The organism is Luteibacter sp. NPDC031894 (assembly GCF_050273135.1).
Classification (GTDB): Bacteria; Pseudomonadota; Gammaproteobacteria; order Xanthomonadales; family Rhodanobacteraceae; genus Luteibacter.
Genome location: NZ_JBNNMV010000002.1, coordinates 617,928 through 633,975, shown reverse-complemented (window position 1 = coordinate 633,975; position 16,048 = coordinate 617,928). Strand labels below are relative to the sequence as shown.

Here is a 16,048-nt window from a genome sequence, read left to right as displayed (position 1 = left end):
CAAATGTGACCAGGGTCACCCCGTTGCGCTCGTGGCGGGTTTAGCGTGGGAAGACTGATCGCCCTGAGACGTGGCGTTGGGGGCAAAGCCTCAAGCAGGGAGCTCGGTGGGGAACCATCACTCACGCCAAGGGAGTAGCCACATGTTACGCAGGTACACCACCTGGCTCGCGCTCGCGAGCCTGACGACGGGCTGCGCGCTGTCGTTGCCGTCCGCCGCAACGGATTTGCGGGAAGCCGCCCGATCCTTGCAGCCGCAGCCCGCGGTGCGGATAACGACCACCGTCGAGAAAACATCGACCGTCGCCTTGCCGGGAACGGCACCGCTGCAAACCATAGCGAAGTACGACCTGGGTCCGATGCAGGCGGGTGACACCGTCGACGGAATCACGCTCGTGCTGAAACGCGACGACGATCGCGAGAAAGCCTTTCGAGCATTCCTCTCGCAACTCAACAATCCTGCGTCACCGGATTTCCATCATTGGCTGACAGCCAAGGAGCTGGGCGAACGGTTCGGGCCTTCACCGCAAGACGTGCAAGCCGTCCAGCAGTGGCTGCAAGCGCAAGGCATGACGGTATCGAATGTGTCCAGCGATCGCATGCGCATCGTGTTCTCCGGCGCCGCGGGTGCCGTCGCGAAGGCGTTTGGAACGTCGTTGCATCGTTACAACGTCGACGGCGACCGCCACTTCGCCAACAGTGGGGCGGCCAAGGTTCCCGCCGCGCTGTCGCCGGTGATCCAGGCCGTCGCCCTGGACGACTTCTTCCCGAAGGCGCAGCACACACCCGTAAGCCGCAGCAGCTTCGACCGGAAGCACGGGAAGTGGACCACCACGACCGCGGGTGCGACCGCGAACTTCACGGTGCCGCCCGGTAACACCGATCCGAACACCACGTACGACATGGTTCCCGCGGACTTCAACCAGGTCTACAACGTGAAGCCCTTGTGGCAGCGGCGCGATGCCGTGCGCGGTGCGGGACAGACCGTGGTCGTGCTCGAACGCACGAATGTTCTCCCCGACGACGTCGCGCGCTTCCGCAAGGCATTCCTCCCGGCCGACGCCAAGGGCAGCTTCAGCATCCTGCATCCGCTGTACGACGGCGTGGCATGCGACGATCCCGGCTTGAACGGGGACGAAGGCGAGGCGGCACTCGATGCCGAATGGGCCGGCGCCGCCGCGCCCGACGCCGACGTCGTGCTGGCATCCTGCGCGGACAGCGGAAGCACCTTCGGTCCCTTCGTTGCCGCGGCGCGGTTGCTGGAAGGTGGTCCGGACGGCGCGTTGCCGCCACCGGTATGGAGCTTGAGCTACGGCGCGTGCGAATCCCTCGACCCCAGCGACGCCTTCACGGCGGACGTGCTGTGGTCCGCTGCCGCCGCCGAAGGCGTGACCGTCTTCGTGTCGTCCGGCGACGGCGGATCCACGCAATGCGACCAGGGTGCGTTGTTCTGGTCCACGTCGGGCGCGGCGGTCAACGGTCTTGCCTCCTCGCCTTCGGTCGTCGCAGTGGGTGGCACGGACTTCAACGATCGCGGCCACCTGTCGACGTACTGGACCGACACCAACCTGCCGTACTACCAATCCGCCATCGGCTACATCCCGGAAATGACCTGGAACAACAGCTGCGCCAGCAGCCACTTGTACACGCTGCTTGGCTATACCGACGGCATCACCGCCTGTAACGACGGCGTCGGCCGCGGACAGGATTTCCTGCAGGTAGGCGGTGCCGGTGGCGGCCCCAGCGGCCGGTTTGCGCAGCCTGTGGAACAGGTCGGCATCGCCGGCTCGACCAACCATACCGCGCGCATGCTGCCCGACGTGTCGCTGTTCTCCGCCAACGGCATCTTCGGCCACGCGCTGGTCTTCTGCATGTCCGACGCGGACAACGGCGGTACCGCGTGCGACTTCGACAATCCCGACAGCGTCTTCGCCAACTCGGCGGGCGGCACGTCATTCGCCGCGCCGGCAATGGCCGGTGTGCAGACGCTGATCAACCAGGCGACGGACGGTCGCAGCGGTAATGTGCTACCGGCCCTTTACGGCATCGCCGCCCGCCAGTACGGCACGGTCGGTTCGCCGAACACGAAGACGCTCACCGCCTGCAACGCCAGCAACGGCGCGACGATCTCTCCGGATTGCGTCTTCAACAACGTCACCGAAGGCGACATCGTCCAGCCCTGCGGCGTGGGCTCCCCCAACTGTGACACCGGCCACAAGCTCACCAATATCGTTGGGATCGTCGAGGGCGGTGATCCGACGACGAACGCGCTGGTCCCCGCGTGGAAGACCAACGTCGGCTACAGCATGGCCACCGGCCTCGGCACGATCAACGCCTCCAACCTGGTGGATGCGGTGGCGGCATGGGGCTCCCCCGCGAAGCGCGACTATGCCGCCCCGGCGGACTTCCTGTCGCTCAACAACCTGTTCAGCAACGATGGTTACAGCGATTTCGCCTATGTCGATCCTTCCGAAGGCATGCTGCATTCGGTGGCGATGAAGGGCGCGGTGAGCCTGTACGACCAGGCCCAGGCGATCGATCCCAGCCTCACGGTGGCCGCATTCGGCGACCTGATCCCAGGCCTCGATGCCCTGTCGCTGAAGTCCGGCGAGATCGTCCTCCTCGGCAGCGATAACCGGGTGAACATCTGGGTGTCCACGGGTACCGGCGGTTACTTCACCTTCGTGGTGAACCATTCCGTGCCGTCCACGTGGAAGCTGCTCGGCACCGGCGTCGACGATCCCAGTGGTGACCAGAAGCTGGTCTGGTTCGACACCAAGACCTCGCAGATCATCTGGTGGAAGCTGGACCTCGATCCGGTGACCCAGAACGACATCATCGTCACCGCACTATCCAAGCCGATCGACGGCGTGCGCGATGCCACGCCGGTCCTGGCCGACGCGAACGGCGACGGCTACACGGATATCGTCTGGACCCGCAGCAGCGACGCCTCCGTGACGCTCTGGATCGCGGACCAGAAGCGTGGCTTCGTGTCGCGCCGCCTGCCCGATCGTCCCGCGGGTGCCACGCTTTACGGCGTGGGCGACATCGACGGTAACGGCAGCACGGACCTGATCTGGACGGATGCGGCGAACGCGCAGCTCACCTGGTGGACCCTCGACGGCTTCCGCGTCGTCGCGACGCGCAGCCGCGCGATTCCGGACGGCTACGTCCTTGCCAGCATCGGCGATTACGATGGCGACGGCATGGCCGACCTGCTCTGGCGCAATACCAACGGCCGGGTGATCGAGTGGCAAGGCACCGGGAAGGCGTTCGCGGCGTTCAAGGTGGCCGACGCCTGGGGCACGCCGCTCGTCCTCGCCAAGCAGGCCACGGTGCCGGCGAACCGCTTCCAGGGCGGTCGGCGTGTGACTGCGACGCAGTAAATGCTCCAGGCAGCTCCTGCCTCCGGGCAGGAGCGGCGTGAATACGCGTGGGTGGGGGCCGGCCGTGTCGGCTCCCACTCTTGCGTCACGACTGGCAACCGGGCTGCTTTTCGCGCCTAATGCAGCCACCGTCCGCTGGAGGATCGTGGCATGACCCTGCTGCTCGCCTTGCTCATCGGTATCGTCGCCGGACTGCGCGCGATGATCGCCCCCGCCGCGGTGGCGTTCGCGGCCCGCTTCGGCGGACTGGCGCTCACCGGTACCCCGCTCGCCTTCATGGGATACGCGTGGACGCCATGGATTTTCGGTATCGCCGCGCTCGGCGAACTCATCACCGACCAGCTACCGCAGACGCCCAGCCGCAAGGTGCCGGTGCAATTCGCCACGCGCGTGATCATGGGCGGCCTGGCCGGTGCCTGCATCGGTGCGGCGCACGAGATGCTGGCAGGAGGCCTGATCGCGGGAGCGATCGGGGCGGTGCTCGGCACGCTTGGCGGCGCCGCGGCCCGGTCGAGGCTGGCGGCCATCTTCCATAAGGACGCACCGGCGGCGATCGTCGAGGACGTCGTCGCGATCGGGCTTGCCATCGCGATCGTTGCGATGGCCTGAGGGATCGCGACGGGGCACATCTGCCCTACCCAACGCGCCAGCGGATGCGGCACCGCGGGGATCAGAAGCGCTGGCGCAATGCCTCGTAGACAGGATCCGTATCCGGGCGCTGGCCGTGCCAGCGTTCGAAGGCATCGGCCGCCTGTTCGACGAGCATCCCCAGGCCGTCACGGAAATAACGTGTGCCCGCGGCGGTAGCCCACCCCTTGAAGCTGGCGGTAGCCGTGCCGTAGCAGAGGTCGTAGCACGTGGAGTGGTCCTGCAGGATCGACATGGGCAGGTCGAAGGAACCCCCGGTGACGCCGATCGACGTGGCGTTGACCACGAGGTCGAAGCACTCGCCCTCCAGCCCATCCCAGTACCGCGTATGGCAACGTGCGGGCTCGCCGATGGCGTCCGCCAGCTCGTCGGCACGCTCCGGTGTGCGATTGACGATGGTGAGCGTTTGCACGCCCGCGTCGAGCAGGGCCCAGGCCACGGCGCGGGCGGCACCGCCGGCACCGAGGAGGAGGGCGTCGTGGCCACGCAGGTCGAGCGAGTGGCGCTCCGTGACGTCGCGCACGAAGCCGCTGCCGTCGGTGTTATGGGCGTGGATTTGTCCCCCGACGAGCGGCGTGAGCGTATTGGCGGCAGCGGCACGAATCGCCGCCTCGCTGCGCTCCTCGGCCAGTGCGAAGGCCGCTCCCTTGTACGGCAGGGTCACGTTTGCGCCAAGGCCGCCCTCGGCGAAGAAACGGCGGACCGCTTCGTCGAACGTCCCGGGTGCCGCATCGATCGTTTCGTAGCTCAGGCGGATACCGAGCTGCGCGGCGAAGGCCTTGTGGATTTCCGGGGACAACGAATGCGCAATCGGATGACCGAAGACGGCGTAGCGGTGCGCTTCAGCGCTCATGGATTTTCCCTTGGCTCATGCTCGGCACAAATTATGGCAGGTGCCGCGAATTCCGGGAGGCCCCCGTGGATCCCTCGGGGGAGCCGGTCGCGGTTCTTGAGACGGCGGCCTCTTAGCCTTGCTCCATCGCCATCGATGCCCGGAGTACGCCATGCACGACACGCTCTCGCCGCGCCGCCTGCGCGCCCTCATCGCCCTGGCCTGGTTGCTCGTCGGCGCGCTGTTGCTCCTGCTGACCCCGCTCACCGGCCACAGCGAAACGCTGGGATGGACGCCGGCCTTCTGGCTGCTGCTGGCGCCGGCCAGCGTACTCGTGGCGATGAAGCCGAACCTGCCGATGGCCTTGCTGGCCGCGCTGTTCCGCCGCTGAAGCGGCGCCTTACGCCTGGATGCCGAGCCGCTTCATTTCCAGCCGGCGCAGGAACTCCTGCATGATGCGCAGGTAGAGGTCTTCGCCCAGGTAGGCATCCTCGACACCGGCATCGATCGACGGGTTGTCGTTTACTTCGATGACCACCGGACGGTCGCCCACCTGCTTCAGGTCCACGCCATACAGGCCGTCGCCGATGGTTTGCGTCGCCTTCAGCGCCAGCTTCACCACCTCGGCCGGCGCGTCGCGAACGGGCACCGTGCGGAAGCCACCGGATTTCGCGGTGCCCTTCGCGCCGTGGTTGTAGATCTGCCAGTGGCCGCGCGACATGAAGTACTGGCAAGCGTAGAGCGCTTCGTGGTTCAGCACGCCGATGCGCCAGTCGAACTCGGTATAGACGTATTCCTGCGCGATGAGCAGGGCGCTCTTGGCGAACAGTTCGCCGGCGGCTTTTTCCAGCGCCTCGCGCGTCTCCACCTTGACCACGCCACGCGAGAACGAACCGTCCGGAATCTTCAGCACGATCGGCAACCCGAGTCGCTCGGGAAGGTCCGGCAGGCGCCGCGTGTCCTCGCGATAGAGGATCTCCGTGGCCGGCGTGGGAAGCTTGCGCGCGACCATGAGGTCGTTCAGGAAGATCTTGTTCGTGCAACGCAGGATCGACGTCGGATCGTCCATCACCACCATGCCTTCCTTCTCCGCGCGATGGGCGAAGCGGTAGGTGTGGTTGTCGCTGGCAGTGGTTTCGCGGATGAAGAGGCCGTCGTATTCCGCGAGTCGCTGGTAATCGTTCTTGCCGATCGGATCGACTTCGATGCCGAGGTGCTTGCCCGCTTCGATGAACTGCTTCAGCGCCTTCTTGTTCGAAGGCGGCATCGCCTCGTTGGGGTCGACCAGCATCGCGATGTCGTAGCGGAAGCGGCGACGGGTGCGGGGCTTGCGCCAGATCTTGCGCGAGAACTTGTCCAGCGCCTGCGCGAAGGCGTCTTCCTGCGCGTCGTCGAGGGTATGCAGGCCCACCGCCTTGATCGACGACACCTGCCACACACGCTCGCGCTCGAACTCGATACGCATGAGCGGGCAAGGGAACATGTCGAACAGCTGCCTCGCAAGATCCTGCAGGTCCGGGTAAGCGGTTTCGCCGAAGTAAACGAGCACGCCGAAGTCGGTGGTGTCGCGGCCGCCGGCGGGGAGGAAATTGGCGAGCTTCTGGTTGAGGTCTTCGATATCCAGGCCGTACAGCGAACGGCGGCGCAGGTCGTTCACCGTGCGCACGGAAGGAATGACCTTGTGCCCGCGGGCCTCGGCGAGCAGCGAGACGTAATAGCCCGTGCCCAGGTATTTGTAGCTGCGGCAGAGGTTGATGACGTGGGTGCGCTCGTCGTCGCCACCCACGGGCTGGCGAAGGTAGTCCATGGCGGTGACGACATCGGCGGACGGGTAATACGAGCCCCAGTCCGAGGCTTTCTCCACGACGATGACGAGCCGGCTCATGAGACCTCTGCAGACGGCGAATGCCATTCCTTCGACCCCGCCTGGGATCGATCGTATCGCCGGTGGCGCAGTGTGAGCTTCTCGCGGCGCGACGCACAAGCGGGGCGGCCGCATCGTGCCCGACAGGTTCATGAAAAAGTCATTGATCCATGCTGCGTCGAGGTCTACAGTGCCGCGCCTGCCACCCGATCCCAGTCATCCTCCACCCGCGCCGGAGTCCCCAAGCGCATGCGTCCACCCCCGGTCACCGCCGCGGTGCGCGTTCGTCGCGCCGAAGTGAGCGATCTCGACGATCTCGTCGCCCTCGAGGAATCGAGCTTCGCGCAGGATCGCCTGAGCCGCGCCCAGTACCGCAAGCACCTCGACAGCGAGAGTGCGCTGGTGCTCGTCGCCAGTGCCAACCATCGCCGCTTCCTCGGCACCGCCGTCGTGTTCTTCCGCAAGGGCACGACCGTCGCGCGACTGTATTCGCTCGCGACCACGCCGCAGGCGCAGGGCAAGGGCGTCGGATCGGCGCTGATCGGCGCCTCGGAAGACGCGGCCCGCGTCCGTGGCTGCCGCTCGCTACGGCTCGAGGTACGCAAGGACAATGCCGTCGCCATCCGGCTTTACGAGCGGCTGGGCTACGTGCGGATCGGCGAGTACGCCGCCTATTACGCCGACGGCGCCGATGCCTTCCGCTTCGAAAAGAAGTTCTGAGCGGACCCGAGGCTATACTGCCCGTCGTTCACAGGACAAAGCCCATGCGCCGACTCATCCTGCCCATCGCCCTCGCCGTCACCACCGCCACGCTCGCCGGTTGCGGCCAGAAGGGCCCGCTCGTTCTGCCGCCGGCCACGGCTGGCACCACGGCGAAGCCACAGGCAACGACACCGACGTCGGGTACCACGTCCGTCGCGCCGCCACCGGCCAGTACCAGCAGCCAGCCGTTCAATTCCGTCCTTCACCAGTAACGCCGCGATGCCTTCCCGCTTCACCAAGATGCATGGGATCGGCAACGACTTCGCGATCGTCGACTGGCGCGAGGATGCGCCGCGGGTCCCGAACGCCGCGCGCGTCGCGGCGCTGGCCGATCGCCACACAGGCGTCGGTTTCGACCAGCTGATCAGCATCGAGCCCGCGCGGGACCCATCCTGCGCCTTCTACTACGGGATCTGGAATGCGGACGGCTCGCCGTCGGGCCAGTGCGGCAACGGCGTGCGCTGCGTGGCCGCGTGGCTCTACCGGGACGGTGCCATCGAACGCGATACCGATGTCCGCCTGGAGAGCCCGTCCGGGCCGGTCACGGTGCGGGTGCTCGACGAGGGCACCGTCGTCGTCGACATGGGCGAGCCGAATTTCGACCCCGCCGCCATCCCTCTCGACATGCCGCGCCACGCCACGCACACCGTCCACCTCGAGGGCGAGGACGTGAGTTTCGGCGCGGTCTCCATGGGCAACCCCCATGCCGTGCTATTCGTCGACGACATCGCCGATCCGCGGGTCGACCGGCTGGGCCCCGTGCTCACGACGCACGCCGTCTTCCCGAAAGGTGCCAACGTCGGCTTCGCCCAACGCGTGGGGCCTGACCGCATCCGCCTGCGCGTGCACGAGCGCGGGGCCGGCTGGACCCGCGCCTGCGGTACCGGCGCGTGCGCCGCGGCGGCCGTCGCCCAGTCGCTAGGGCTGGCCGCCCCGGTGGTGCAGGTCGACCTGCCCGGCGGCACACTCACCATCGAATGGCACGGGCCGGGCCATACCCTGTGGATGACGGGCCCCGCCGCCTTCGTCTTCGAAGGCGAGGTGTGACGTTCGCTTGCGAACGGGGCACACTCATGACGCACGCATCCGAGGAAACACGCATGACCGACACCGCGATCGACGGCGACATCAAGCCAGCCACCGTGGCGTCGTACCTGCGGCGGCACCCGGACTTCCTCGTCGCCTACCCCGACCTGGCCCATGAGCTCGTCCTGCCCAGCGCGAACGGGCCGGCGTCCTCGCTCGCCGTCCATCAGTTGCGCGGCCTGCGCGAGAAGAACGCGGAGCTGGAAGCGCGACACAAGGAATTGGCCGCCGTGGCGGGCGACAACGAGAAGCTGATGCGGCGCGTGCATGGCCTGATGCTCGCGCTGCTTGGTTCCAGCGACATCGAAGATACCGTGCGCCAGGTGGTTCGCCGCCTCACGGAGGACTTCCAGTCCGAGCGCATTCGCCTCGTGTTCTTCGGCGACCTGGCTGGTCTGCCGGACGAGCCCTGGCTGCTGCGGGAGCCGCACGGCGCCTCCGGCCTGCCGGAGTTCGCCTCCTTCCTCGAGCACGGCGACCCCGTCGCCGGCCGCCTGGCACCCGACAAGCTGCATCGCCTCTTTGGCGATGCCGCGCCCGAGGTACGCTCGGCGGCGCTCATGCGCGTGGGCGAGGACGCCCTGCTGGCCATCGGCAGCGGCGATCCCGACCGCTTCCACCCAGGCATGGGCACGTTGTTCCTGGACATGATCTCGACCACGGTCGGATCGGCCATCGAACGGGCGCGGAAGGTGGCGTGACCCCACGGGCCGCCGTCGAGGCGTTCCTCGGCCACTTCGCCGCCGAGCGGGCACCGTCCGCCCATACGCTCGCCGCCTACCGGCGCGACCTGGAGAAGCTGCTGGCCTTCATGGAGGCCGAGGGCCTGGAGAGTTTCGACCGGCTGGGCCCGGACCGCATGCGCACGATGATCGCCCGGCTGCACCGTCCGCCCCCCGGCAGGAACGGCAAGGCACCGGAGGGGCTGGAGCCCACCAGCATCCAGCGCCTGCTTTCCGCCTGCCGCACGCTGTTCCGTTACCTCACCCGCGAAGGCCGGCTCGACCATGACCCCGTGGCGGGCGTCCGAGGGCCGAAGGTGCGTCGCAAGCTGCCCCAGGTCCTGGATGCCGACGAGGCCAAGGAGCTGGTGGAAACCACGCTGGGTGGCCCGCTCGCGCCACGCGACACGGCGATGATGGAGCTGTTCTATTCCAGCGGGCTGCGCCTCTCGGAACTCTGCCGCTTGCGTTGGGACGACCTCGACCTCGAGGACGGGCAGATCAGGGTGCTGGGCAAGGGGAACAAGACGCGCATCCTCCCGGTGGGGCGCTTCGCCGTGGCCGCGCTGCGAGCGCTGGCCGCGGCGGGCGGCGCCGGCCCGGAGCAGGCGGTGTTCAAGGGCCGGGCCGGAGAGCCCATCGGCCCGCGGGCCGTGCAACAGCGGTTGGCGAAGCTGTCCAGCGGGCAGGCGAAACGGGTGCACCCCCACATGCTGCGGCATACCTTCGCCAGCCACATGCTGGAGTCCTCGGGCGACCTGCGCTCCGTGCAGGAGCTGCTGGGGCACGCCGACATCGCCACGACCCAGATCTACACCCACCTCGATTTCCAGCACCTGGCGAAGGTGTACGACGCGGCGCACCCGCGGGCCAAGCGGAAATCCTGAGGGCCGGAGCCGGTACGGCGCTTCCGGCGCGGGCCCGGCGTCCTTCTGCCGGGCTTGCACCACCCCCCGGGGAACCCCACCTCTGGCGACTCCCCCAAGGAACGCGCTATGGAACCGATGCATGCCACGACCATCGTCTGCGTCCGCCGCGACGACAAGGTCGTCATCGGCAGTGACGGCCAGGTGACCCTCGGCAATACCGTGATGAAGGCCAACGCCCGCAAGGTGCGCCGCCTCGGCAAGGGCGACGTCCTGGCCGGGTTCGCCGGCGCCACGGCCGACGCCTTCACGTTGTTCGAGTTGTTCGAGGAGAAGCTGGTCAAGCACGGCGGCAACCTCACACGCTCCGCGGTAGAGATGGCGAAGGAATGGCGTACCGACCGCCGCTTGGGTCGGCTCGAGGCCATGCTGGCCGTGGCCGACCGGGAAGCCTCGCTCCTCATTTCCGGCAACGGGGACGTGCTGGAGCCCGAGCACGGCCTGATCGCCATCGGCTCGGGTGGCCCCTACGCCCAATCCGCCGCGTTGGCCCTGATGGAGAACACCGAGCTGGATGCGCGCACGATCGTGGAGAAAGCGCTCAAGATCGCCGGCGATATCTGCATCTACACCAATCACAACTACTCGATCGAAGAGCTCTGAGCCGATGTCCGAACTCACTCCCCGCGAAATCGTCAACGAACTCGACCGGTACATCATCGGCCAGCACGACGCCAAACGCGCCGTCGCCATCGCCCTACGCAACCGCTGGCGCCGCATGCAGCTGGACCCGGCCATGCGCGACGAGGTCACGCCGAAGAACATCCTGATGATCGGCCCGACCGGCGTGGGCAAGACCGAGATCGCCCGCCGCCTGGCGACCCTGGCGAACGCGCCATTCGTGAAGGTCGAAGCGACGAAGTTCACCGAAGTGGGCTATGTCGGCAAGGATGTGGAGTCGATCATCCGCGATCTCGCCGATGTCTCCTACAAGCTGCTGCGTGAGCAGGCCAAGGGCCGCGTGCGCAGCCAGGCCGAGGATGCCGCCGAGGATCGCCTGCTCGACGCCCTGTTGCCGCGGCGCCAGCCCAGCGGTTGGGACGACACCGGCAGCGCCGCTCCCGCGATCGACAGCGATACCCGCCAGAAGCTGCGGAAGCAGCTCCGCGAAGGCGCGCTGGACGACCGCGAGATCGAGCTGGATTTCGCCATGAACGTCGGCGTGGAGATCATGACCCCGCCCGGCATGGAAGAAATGAGCCAGCAGCTCGGCAAGATGTTCCAGAACCTGGGCGGGCAGAAGTCGCAGAAACGGAAGATGAGCATCCGCCAGGCCCGGCCGATCCTGGTCGAGGAAGAGGCGGGCAAGCTGCTCAACGACGACGAACTGCGCAGCCAGGCGGTCGACTGCGCGGAGCAGAACGGCATCGTCTTCATCGACGAGATCGACAAGGTGGCGCAGCGCTCCGAGTGGGGCGGCGCCGGCGTCAGCCGCGAAGGCGTCCAGCGCGACCTGCTGCCGCTGGTCGAGGGCTCCACGGTGTCCACCCGCTACGGGTCGATCAAGACCGACCACATCCTGTTCATCGCCTCGGGCGCCTTTTCGCTGGCCAAGCCGTCGGACCTCATTCCGGAACTGCAGGGCCGCCTGCCGATCCGGGTGGAGCTGAGCGCCCTCTCGGTGGACGACTTCAAGCGCATCCTGCGCGAGCCGAACAACGCGCTGACCAAGCAATATGCTGCGCTGCTCAATACCGAGGGCGTGACCCTGGACTTCACGGAAACGGGTATCGACCGGCTCGCCGACGTGGCGTTCCAGGTCAACGAACGGACCGAGAACATCGGCGCGCGGCGCCTGCATACGGTCATGGAGCGCCTCCTGGAGCGCATCTCCTTCGAAGCGGCGGACAAATCCGGCGAAAAATATGTGATCGACGCCGAATATGTCGACAACAACCTTGCTTCGCTGGTCAAGGACGAGGACCTGAGCCGTTACATCCTCTGAACATCGGGAAATACCCCCTCTGGTAAACTATTGACGTATATGGGCAAGGTCATTCATCTCAAAACCAACGGCCAGCGAGCCACCCTGCGCGAGGCGCAGGACAACGGTCAGCTGGTGCGCCTGTGGCGCGGCGAACTCGAGCATGGCAGCTTCTGCGGCTATGTCGGCGGCGTCGGCCGCGAGTTCTTCCTGCTTTGGGTCGTGGGTGACGGTGTCAGCTACGACGGCATGTACGTCATGCGGCATCGCGACATCTCCGAAATCGAAGCGCCGGACAAGCACGCGATCTTCCTCGAGAAGGCGCTGGCGATGAAGGACATCCGGCCCACGCCGCCTTCCGACTTCCCGCTCGACGAGATCGCCCAGGTCGTCCAGGCGGCGGCGTTGCATGCGCCGGTCATCGGCGTGCACGTCGACAGCGAGGACGAGTCGGAGGTCTGCTACATCGGCCGCGTGGTCAGCGTGGAAGAAGAAGGCTTCAACATGCAGGAGATCACCCCCGACGCGGAATGGCTGCGCGAGCCGTCCTTCTTCGCCTGGGACGAAGTCTCCACGGTGAGCATGGAAGACGCCTATGCCATGGCGCTCCTCGCCGTCGCCGGCGATCCGCCCCCGCTCGAGCAAGGCACTGGCGACGGCTTCGGTCGCGCCCACTGATCCACCGTGCAACACCCGCATCCGGTCGACATCGTCCTCCACGCGACCTCGCGCATCCTCGAGGTCGCGTTCGACAACGGCGAGCGCTTCCGTCTTCCCTGCGAATACCTTCGCGTGAACTCCCCCAGTGCCGAGGTCCAGGGCCACGGCCCCGGTCAGAAAGTTGTTGTGTCCGGCAAGCGCGATGTCGGGATCACGGCACTTGAACCCACTGGCCATTACGGCGTGCTGATCCGTTTCGACGACGGGCACGCCAGCGGCATCTTCGGCTGGAACACCCTCTACGAACTCGGCCGCGCCTACGACGCGGCGTGGCCCGCGTACCTCGCCGCACTCGAGGCGAAGGGGCTTTCCCGCTAGACGACAGCAAGCGCATGAAAGCAGCACGCGCTTGCACGACGTATATTGGCCCGTCCTCTCCAGCAAACGCCCCCGGAGCCCCACGACATGGCGCGAATCGTCGTCGTCGGCAGCATCAACATGGACCTGGTCACCTTGTCGCCGCGGTTCCCCGATCCGGGTGAAACCCTCACGGGCGATCGTTTCCTCACGATTCCCGGCGGCAAGGGCGCGAACCAGGCCGTGGCGGCCGCACGCCTCGGCGCCAGCGTGGCGTTGGTTGGCTGCATTGGCGACGACGCGTTCGCCCAGGCGTTGCACGACGGCCTCGTGGCCGAGGGCGTCGACGTCACGCATGTCACGCGCGTCGCCGGTATCGGCAGTGGCACCGCGTCGATCACGGTCGCGGGCGGCGAGAACAGTATCGTCGTCGTACCGGCGGCGAACGGCCGGGTGACACCCGCGCACGTGGAAGCGGCACGCGACATCGTACGCGGGGCCGACGCCGTCCTCGTCCAGCTGGAAATTCCCCTCGATGCCGTCGAAGCGACCTTGCGTGTCGCCGACGACGAAGGCGTCCCCGTCATCCTCAATCCCGCGCCGGCGCAGCGCCTGCCCACGGAATGGTTGTCGCGTGTCCGTTTCCTCACCCCGAACCAGCACGAACTCGCCACGGTACTCGGCGCGGGCGACGACAACGATTTTCGCGACCTCATGCGCCGTGCGCCATGCGCGGTCGTGCTGACGCGTGGCGCCGAGGGCGCGTGGTTCGGCGAAAAGGACGAAGCGCCGGAGCACCAGGCCGGATTCAAGGTCGAGGCGGTGGACAGCACCGGTGCGGGCGACACCTTCAACGCGGCGCTCGCGGTGTATCTCTCCGAGGGCCTCGACAACGCCGTGCGCAAAGCGTGCGCCGCAGCGGCGATCGCCGTGTCGCGCCTGGGTGCCCAGGCGGGCATGCCGCGGGCCGACGAGGTCACGGCTTTCCTGGAAGCGCAGGGATGAGACGCCATGGTCTGCTGCATGCGGAACTCAACCGCGTCATCGCGGCCATGGGCCACACCGACACGCTGGTGATCGCCGACGTGGGCCTTCCGGTCCCACCGGGCGTGCCGTGTATCGATCTCGCCTTGCTGCCGGGCACCCCATCGTTCGCGGCCGTCTTCGAGGCGGTGTACGCGGAACTCGCGGTGGAGCGGCTCACCGTCGCCAGTGAAATACACCGAAAGAACCCAGCGCTTGTCGACCTGTCCACGCGCATTCGCGCGGAAGGCGTCGGCGTGGACGAGGTCTCGCATGACGACCTGAAGCGCCTGGCCGCACGGGCGGTAGCCGTCGTGCGTACGGGTGAAACCTCGCCGTACGCCAACGTCATCCTGCATGCGGGCGTCACCTTCTGATGGACGCGCCGCTCATCCGGATGCACGACATCCACAAGGCTTTCGGTCCGGTGAAGGTGCTGGAAGGTGTGGATTTCGAGTTGCTGCCGGGCGAAGTGCACGCGCTCATGGGCGAGAACGGCGCGGGCAAATCGACGCTCATGAAGATCCTCACCGGGATCTATGCGCCAGATTCGGGCACGGTCGAGGTGGATGGAAAGCCTGCCGCGATGGCGACGCCGGCGGATGCCGAGAAGCACGGCATCGCGATCATCCACCAGGAACTCAACCTCATCTCCGCGCTGAGCGTGGCGGACAACCTCTTCCTCGGTCGCGAGATTCATCGCTTCGGGCTGCTCGACCGCCGCGCGATGGCGCGCCGCGCGACGGAATGGCTCGCGCGCGTCGGCATGGAGCGGCTCGACACCGCGACGCTTATCGAGCGGCTGTCGGTCGGCCAGCAGCAGATGGTCGAAATCGCCCGCGCGCTCGGCCAGGAGGCGCGCGTGCTGATCATGGACGAGCCGACCGCCGCCCTGACCGAGCACGAGACCACCACACTGTTCAAGCTCATCCGCGAGCTGCGCGAGCAGGGCAAGGGCATCGTCTACGTATCCCATCGCATGGAAGAGATCTTCGCCATCTGCGATCGCATCTCCGTGCTGCGTGACGGCCGGTTCGTCGGCACGCGCCCGGTACCCGGCCTCGCCTTCGACGAGGTCGTGAAGATGATGGTCGGCCGCACGCTGGATGCGCGCTATCCGACCCGCACACCGAACATCGGCGAGGTGCGGTTGAAGGTCGAGCACGTCACGGGCGGACTGGTGCAGGACGTGAGCTTCGACCTGCACGCCGGCGAGGTACTCGGCGTGGCCGGCCTCCTGGGCGCCGGCCGCACCGAGCTGGCGCGGTTGTTGTTCGGCCTGGACAAGATGGCGTCCGGCACGATGACCCTCGACGGCACGCCGGTCACGCCGTCGTCGCCCATCGACGCCATCCATGCCGGCTTCGGTTTCGTGACCGAAGACCGGAAGGCGCAAGGCCTCGTCCTCGACCTCAGCCTGCGCGAGAACGTGAGCCTGCCGCGCGTGCCCGCGCATGCGGGCCTCGTCGACCGGCCTTCCGAGAAGAAGCAGACGCGCGGCCTCATCGACGCGCTGAAGATCCGCACGCGCGACATGGAGCTGGATGCGCGATCGCTCTCGGGCGGTAACCAGCAGAAGGTCGTGCTGGCGAAGTGGCTGGCGCTAAAGCCACGCGTGCTCATCCTCGACGAGCCGACGCGTGGCGTCGACGTCGGCGGCAAGGCCGAGATCTACCACATCATCAACCAACTCGCGGAGCAGGGCGTGGCCATCCTCATGATCTCGTCGGAACTGCCGGAGGTGCTCGCGATGAGCGACCGCATCCTCGTCATGCACGAAGGCCACGCGACGGCGCTGCTCGACGCCCATGGCGCCACGCAGGAAGCCGTGATGACCGCCGCGACCGGAGGCAAGTGAC

At 67.1% G+C, this 16,048-nt stretch carries 17 protein-coding genes; 15 read left to right on the top strand and 2 right to left on the bottom strand.

Annotation, left to right across the window (positions count from 1 at the left end):
* The first annotated feature begins 142 nt into the window (after positions 1 to 142).
* The gene (locus ACQKIE_RS08825; protein ID WP_427458017.1) at positions 143 to 3,385 is read left to right on the top strand and encodes a protease pro-enzyme activation domain-containing protein; all 3,243 of its coding nucleotides are present in this window, start codon (positions 143 to 145) and stop codon (positions 3,383 to 3,385) included.
* Between the two features lie 150 nt (positions 3,386 to 3,535).
* On the top strand, positions 3,536 to 3,994 hold the full coding sequence (locus ACQKIE_RS08820) for a DUF4126 domain-containing protein (RefSeq protein ID WP_427458015.1): 459 nt from the start codon (positions 3,536 to 3,538) through the stop codon (positions 3,992 to 3,994).
* A 61-nt stretch (positions 3,995 to 4,055) separates the two neighbouring features.
* Here the strand turns inward: ACQKIE_RS08820 and aroE are convergent, their stop codons facing one another.
* A complete protein-coding gene (gene aroE, locus ACQKIE_RS08815) occupies positions 4,056 to 4,886 on the bottom strand; it encodes a shikimate dehydrogenase (RefSeq protein WP_427458013.1) in 831 nt (276 codons plus the stop codon).
* A gap of 151 nt (positions 4,887 to 5,037) precedes the next feature.
* On the opposite strand from aroE, the gene ACQKIE_RS08810 reads away from it, so the two are divergent.
* Positions 5,038 to 5,256 (top strand): hypothetical protein, encoded by a 219-nt coding sequence (locus tag ACQKIE_RS08810; RefSeq protein ID WP_427458011.1) that lies wholly within the window; start codon positions 5,038 to 5,040, stop codon positions 5,254 to 5,256.
* Between the two features lie 9 nt (positions 5,257 to 5,265).
* Here ACQKIE_RS08810 and ACQKIE_RS08805 read toward each other — a convergent pair whose 3' ends face one another.
* Complete coding sequence (locus tag ACQKIE_RS08805) at positions 5,266 to 6,750, bottom strand: RimK family protein (RefSeq protein ID WP_427458009.1); 1,485 nt, start codon at positions 6,748 to 6,750, stop codon at positions 5,266 to 5,268.
* A 228-nt stretch (positions 6,751 to 6,978) separates the two neighbouring features.
* Here ACQKIE_RS08805 and ACQKIE_RS08800 point away from each other — a divergent pair, with 228 nt between their 5' ends.
* From ACQKIE_RS08800 to ACQKIE_RS08745, 12 genes are all read left to right on the top strand, one after another.
* Positions 6,979 to 7,449, top strand: coding sequence for a GNAT family N-acetyltransferase (locus ACQKIE_RS08800; protein WP_427458007.1), 471 nt, complete (start codon positions 6,979 to 6,981; stop codon positions 7,447 to 7,449).
* Positions 7,450 to 7,493: 44 nt separating this feature from the next.
* Positions 7,494 to 7,703, top strand: coding sequence for an LPS translocon maturation chaperone LptM (lptM, locus tag ACQKIE_RS08795; RefSeq protein WP_427458005.1), 210 nt, complete (start codon positions 7,494 to 7,496; stop codon positions 7,701 to 7,703).
* 7 nt (positions 7,704 to 7,710) lie between these two features.
* Positions 7,711 to 8,538 carry a diaminopimelate epimerase gene (dapF, locus tag ACQKIE_RS08790; protein ID WP_427458003.1) on the top strand — a complete coding sequence of 276 codons (828 nt, stop codon included), beginning with the start codon at positions 7,711 to 7,713 and terminating at the stop codon, positions 8,536 to 8,538.
* Positions 8,539 to 8,591: 53 nt separating this feature from the next.
* Positions 8,592 to 9,278 (top strand): DUF484 family protein, encoded by a 687-nt coding sequence (locus ACQKIE_RS08785; RefSeq protein WP_427458001.1) that lies wholly within the window; start codon positions 8,592 to 8,594, stop codon positions 9,276 to 9,278.
* Positions 9,275 to 10,186: a tyrosine recombinase XerC gene (locus tag ACQKIE_RS08780; protein WP_427457999.1), complete on the top strand. Its 912-nt coding sequence runs from the start codon at positions 9,275 to 9,277 to the stop codon at positions 10,184 to 10,186. Before ACQKIE_RS08785 ends, ACQKIE_RS08780 begins: the two co-directional genes overlap by 4 nt.
* Positions 10,187 to 10,294: 108 nt before the next feature.
* Positions 10,295 to 10,828: an ATP-dependent protease subunit HslV gene (gene hslV / locus ACQKIE_RS08775; RefSeq protein WP_427457997.1), complete on the top strand. Its 534-nt coding sequence runs from the start codon at positions 10,295 to 10,297 to the stop codon at positions 10,826 to 10,828.
* A gap of 4 nt (positions 10,829 to 10,832) precedes the next feature.
* Complete coding sequence (gene hslU, locus ACQKIE_RS08770; protein WP_427457994.1) at positions 10,833 to 12,170, top strand: ATP-dependent protease ATPase subunit HslU; 1,338 nt, start codon at positions 10,833 to 10,835, stop codon at positions 12,168 to 12,170.
* 39 nt (positions 12,171 to 12,209) lie between these two features.
* On the top strand, positions 12,210 to 12,827 hold the full coding sequence (locus ACQKIE_RS08765; protein WP_427457991.1) for a hypothetical protein: 618 nt from the start codon (positions 12,210 to 12,212) through the stop codon (positions 12,825 to 12,827).
* A 6-nt stretch (positions 12,828 to 12,833) separates the two neighbouring features.
* Complete coding sequence (locus tag ACQKIE_RS08760; protein ID WP_427457988.1) at positions 12,834 to 13,187, top strand: gamma-butyrobetaine hydroxylase-like domain-containing protein; 354 nt, start codon at positions 12,834 to 12,836, stop codon at positions 13,185 to 13,187.
* Positions 13,188 to 13,274: 87 nt separating this feature from the next.
* On the top strand, positions 13,275 to 14,171 hold the full coding sequence (rbsK, locus tag ACQKIE_RS08755) for a ribokinase (RefSeq protein WP_427457985.1): 897 nt from the start codon (positions 13,275 to 13,277) through the stop codon (positions 14,169 to 14,171).
* A complete protein-coding gene (gene rbsD / locus ACQKIE_RS08750) occupies positions 14,168 to 14,566 on the top strand; it encodes a D-ribose pyranase (protein ID WP_427457982.1) in 399 nt (132 codons plus the stop codon). Before rbsK ends, rbsD begins: the two co-directional genes overlap by 4 nt.
* Positions 14,566 to 16,047 (top strand): sugar ABC transporter ATP-binding protein, encoded by a 1,482-nt coding sequence (locus ACQKIE_RS08745; RefSeq protein WP_427457979.1) that lies wholly within the window; start codon positions 14,566 to 14,568, stop codon positions 16,045 to 16,047. Before rbsD ends, ACQKIE_RS08745 begins: the two co-directional genes overlap by 1 nt.
* The last annotated feature ends 1 nt before the right edge of the window (position 16,048 follow it).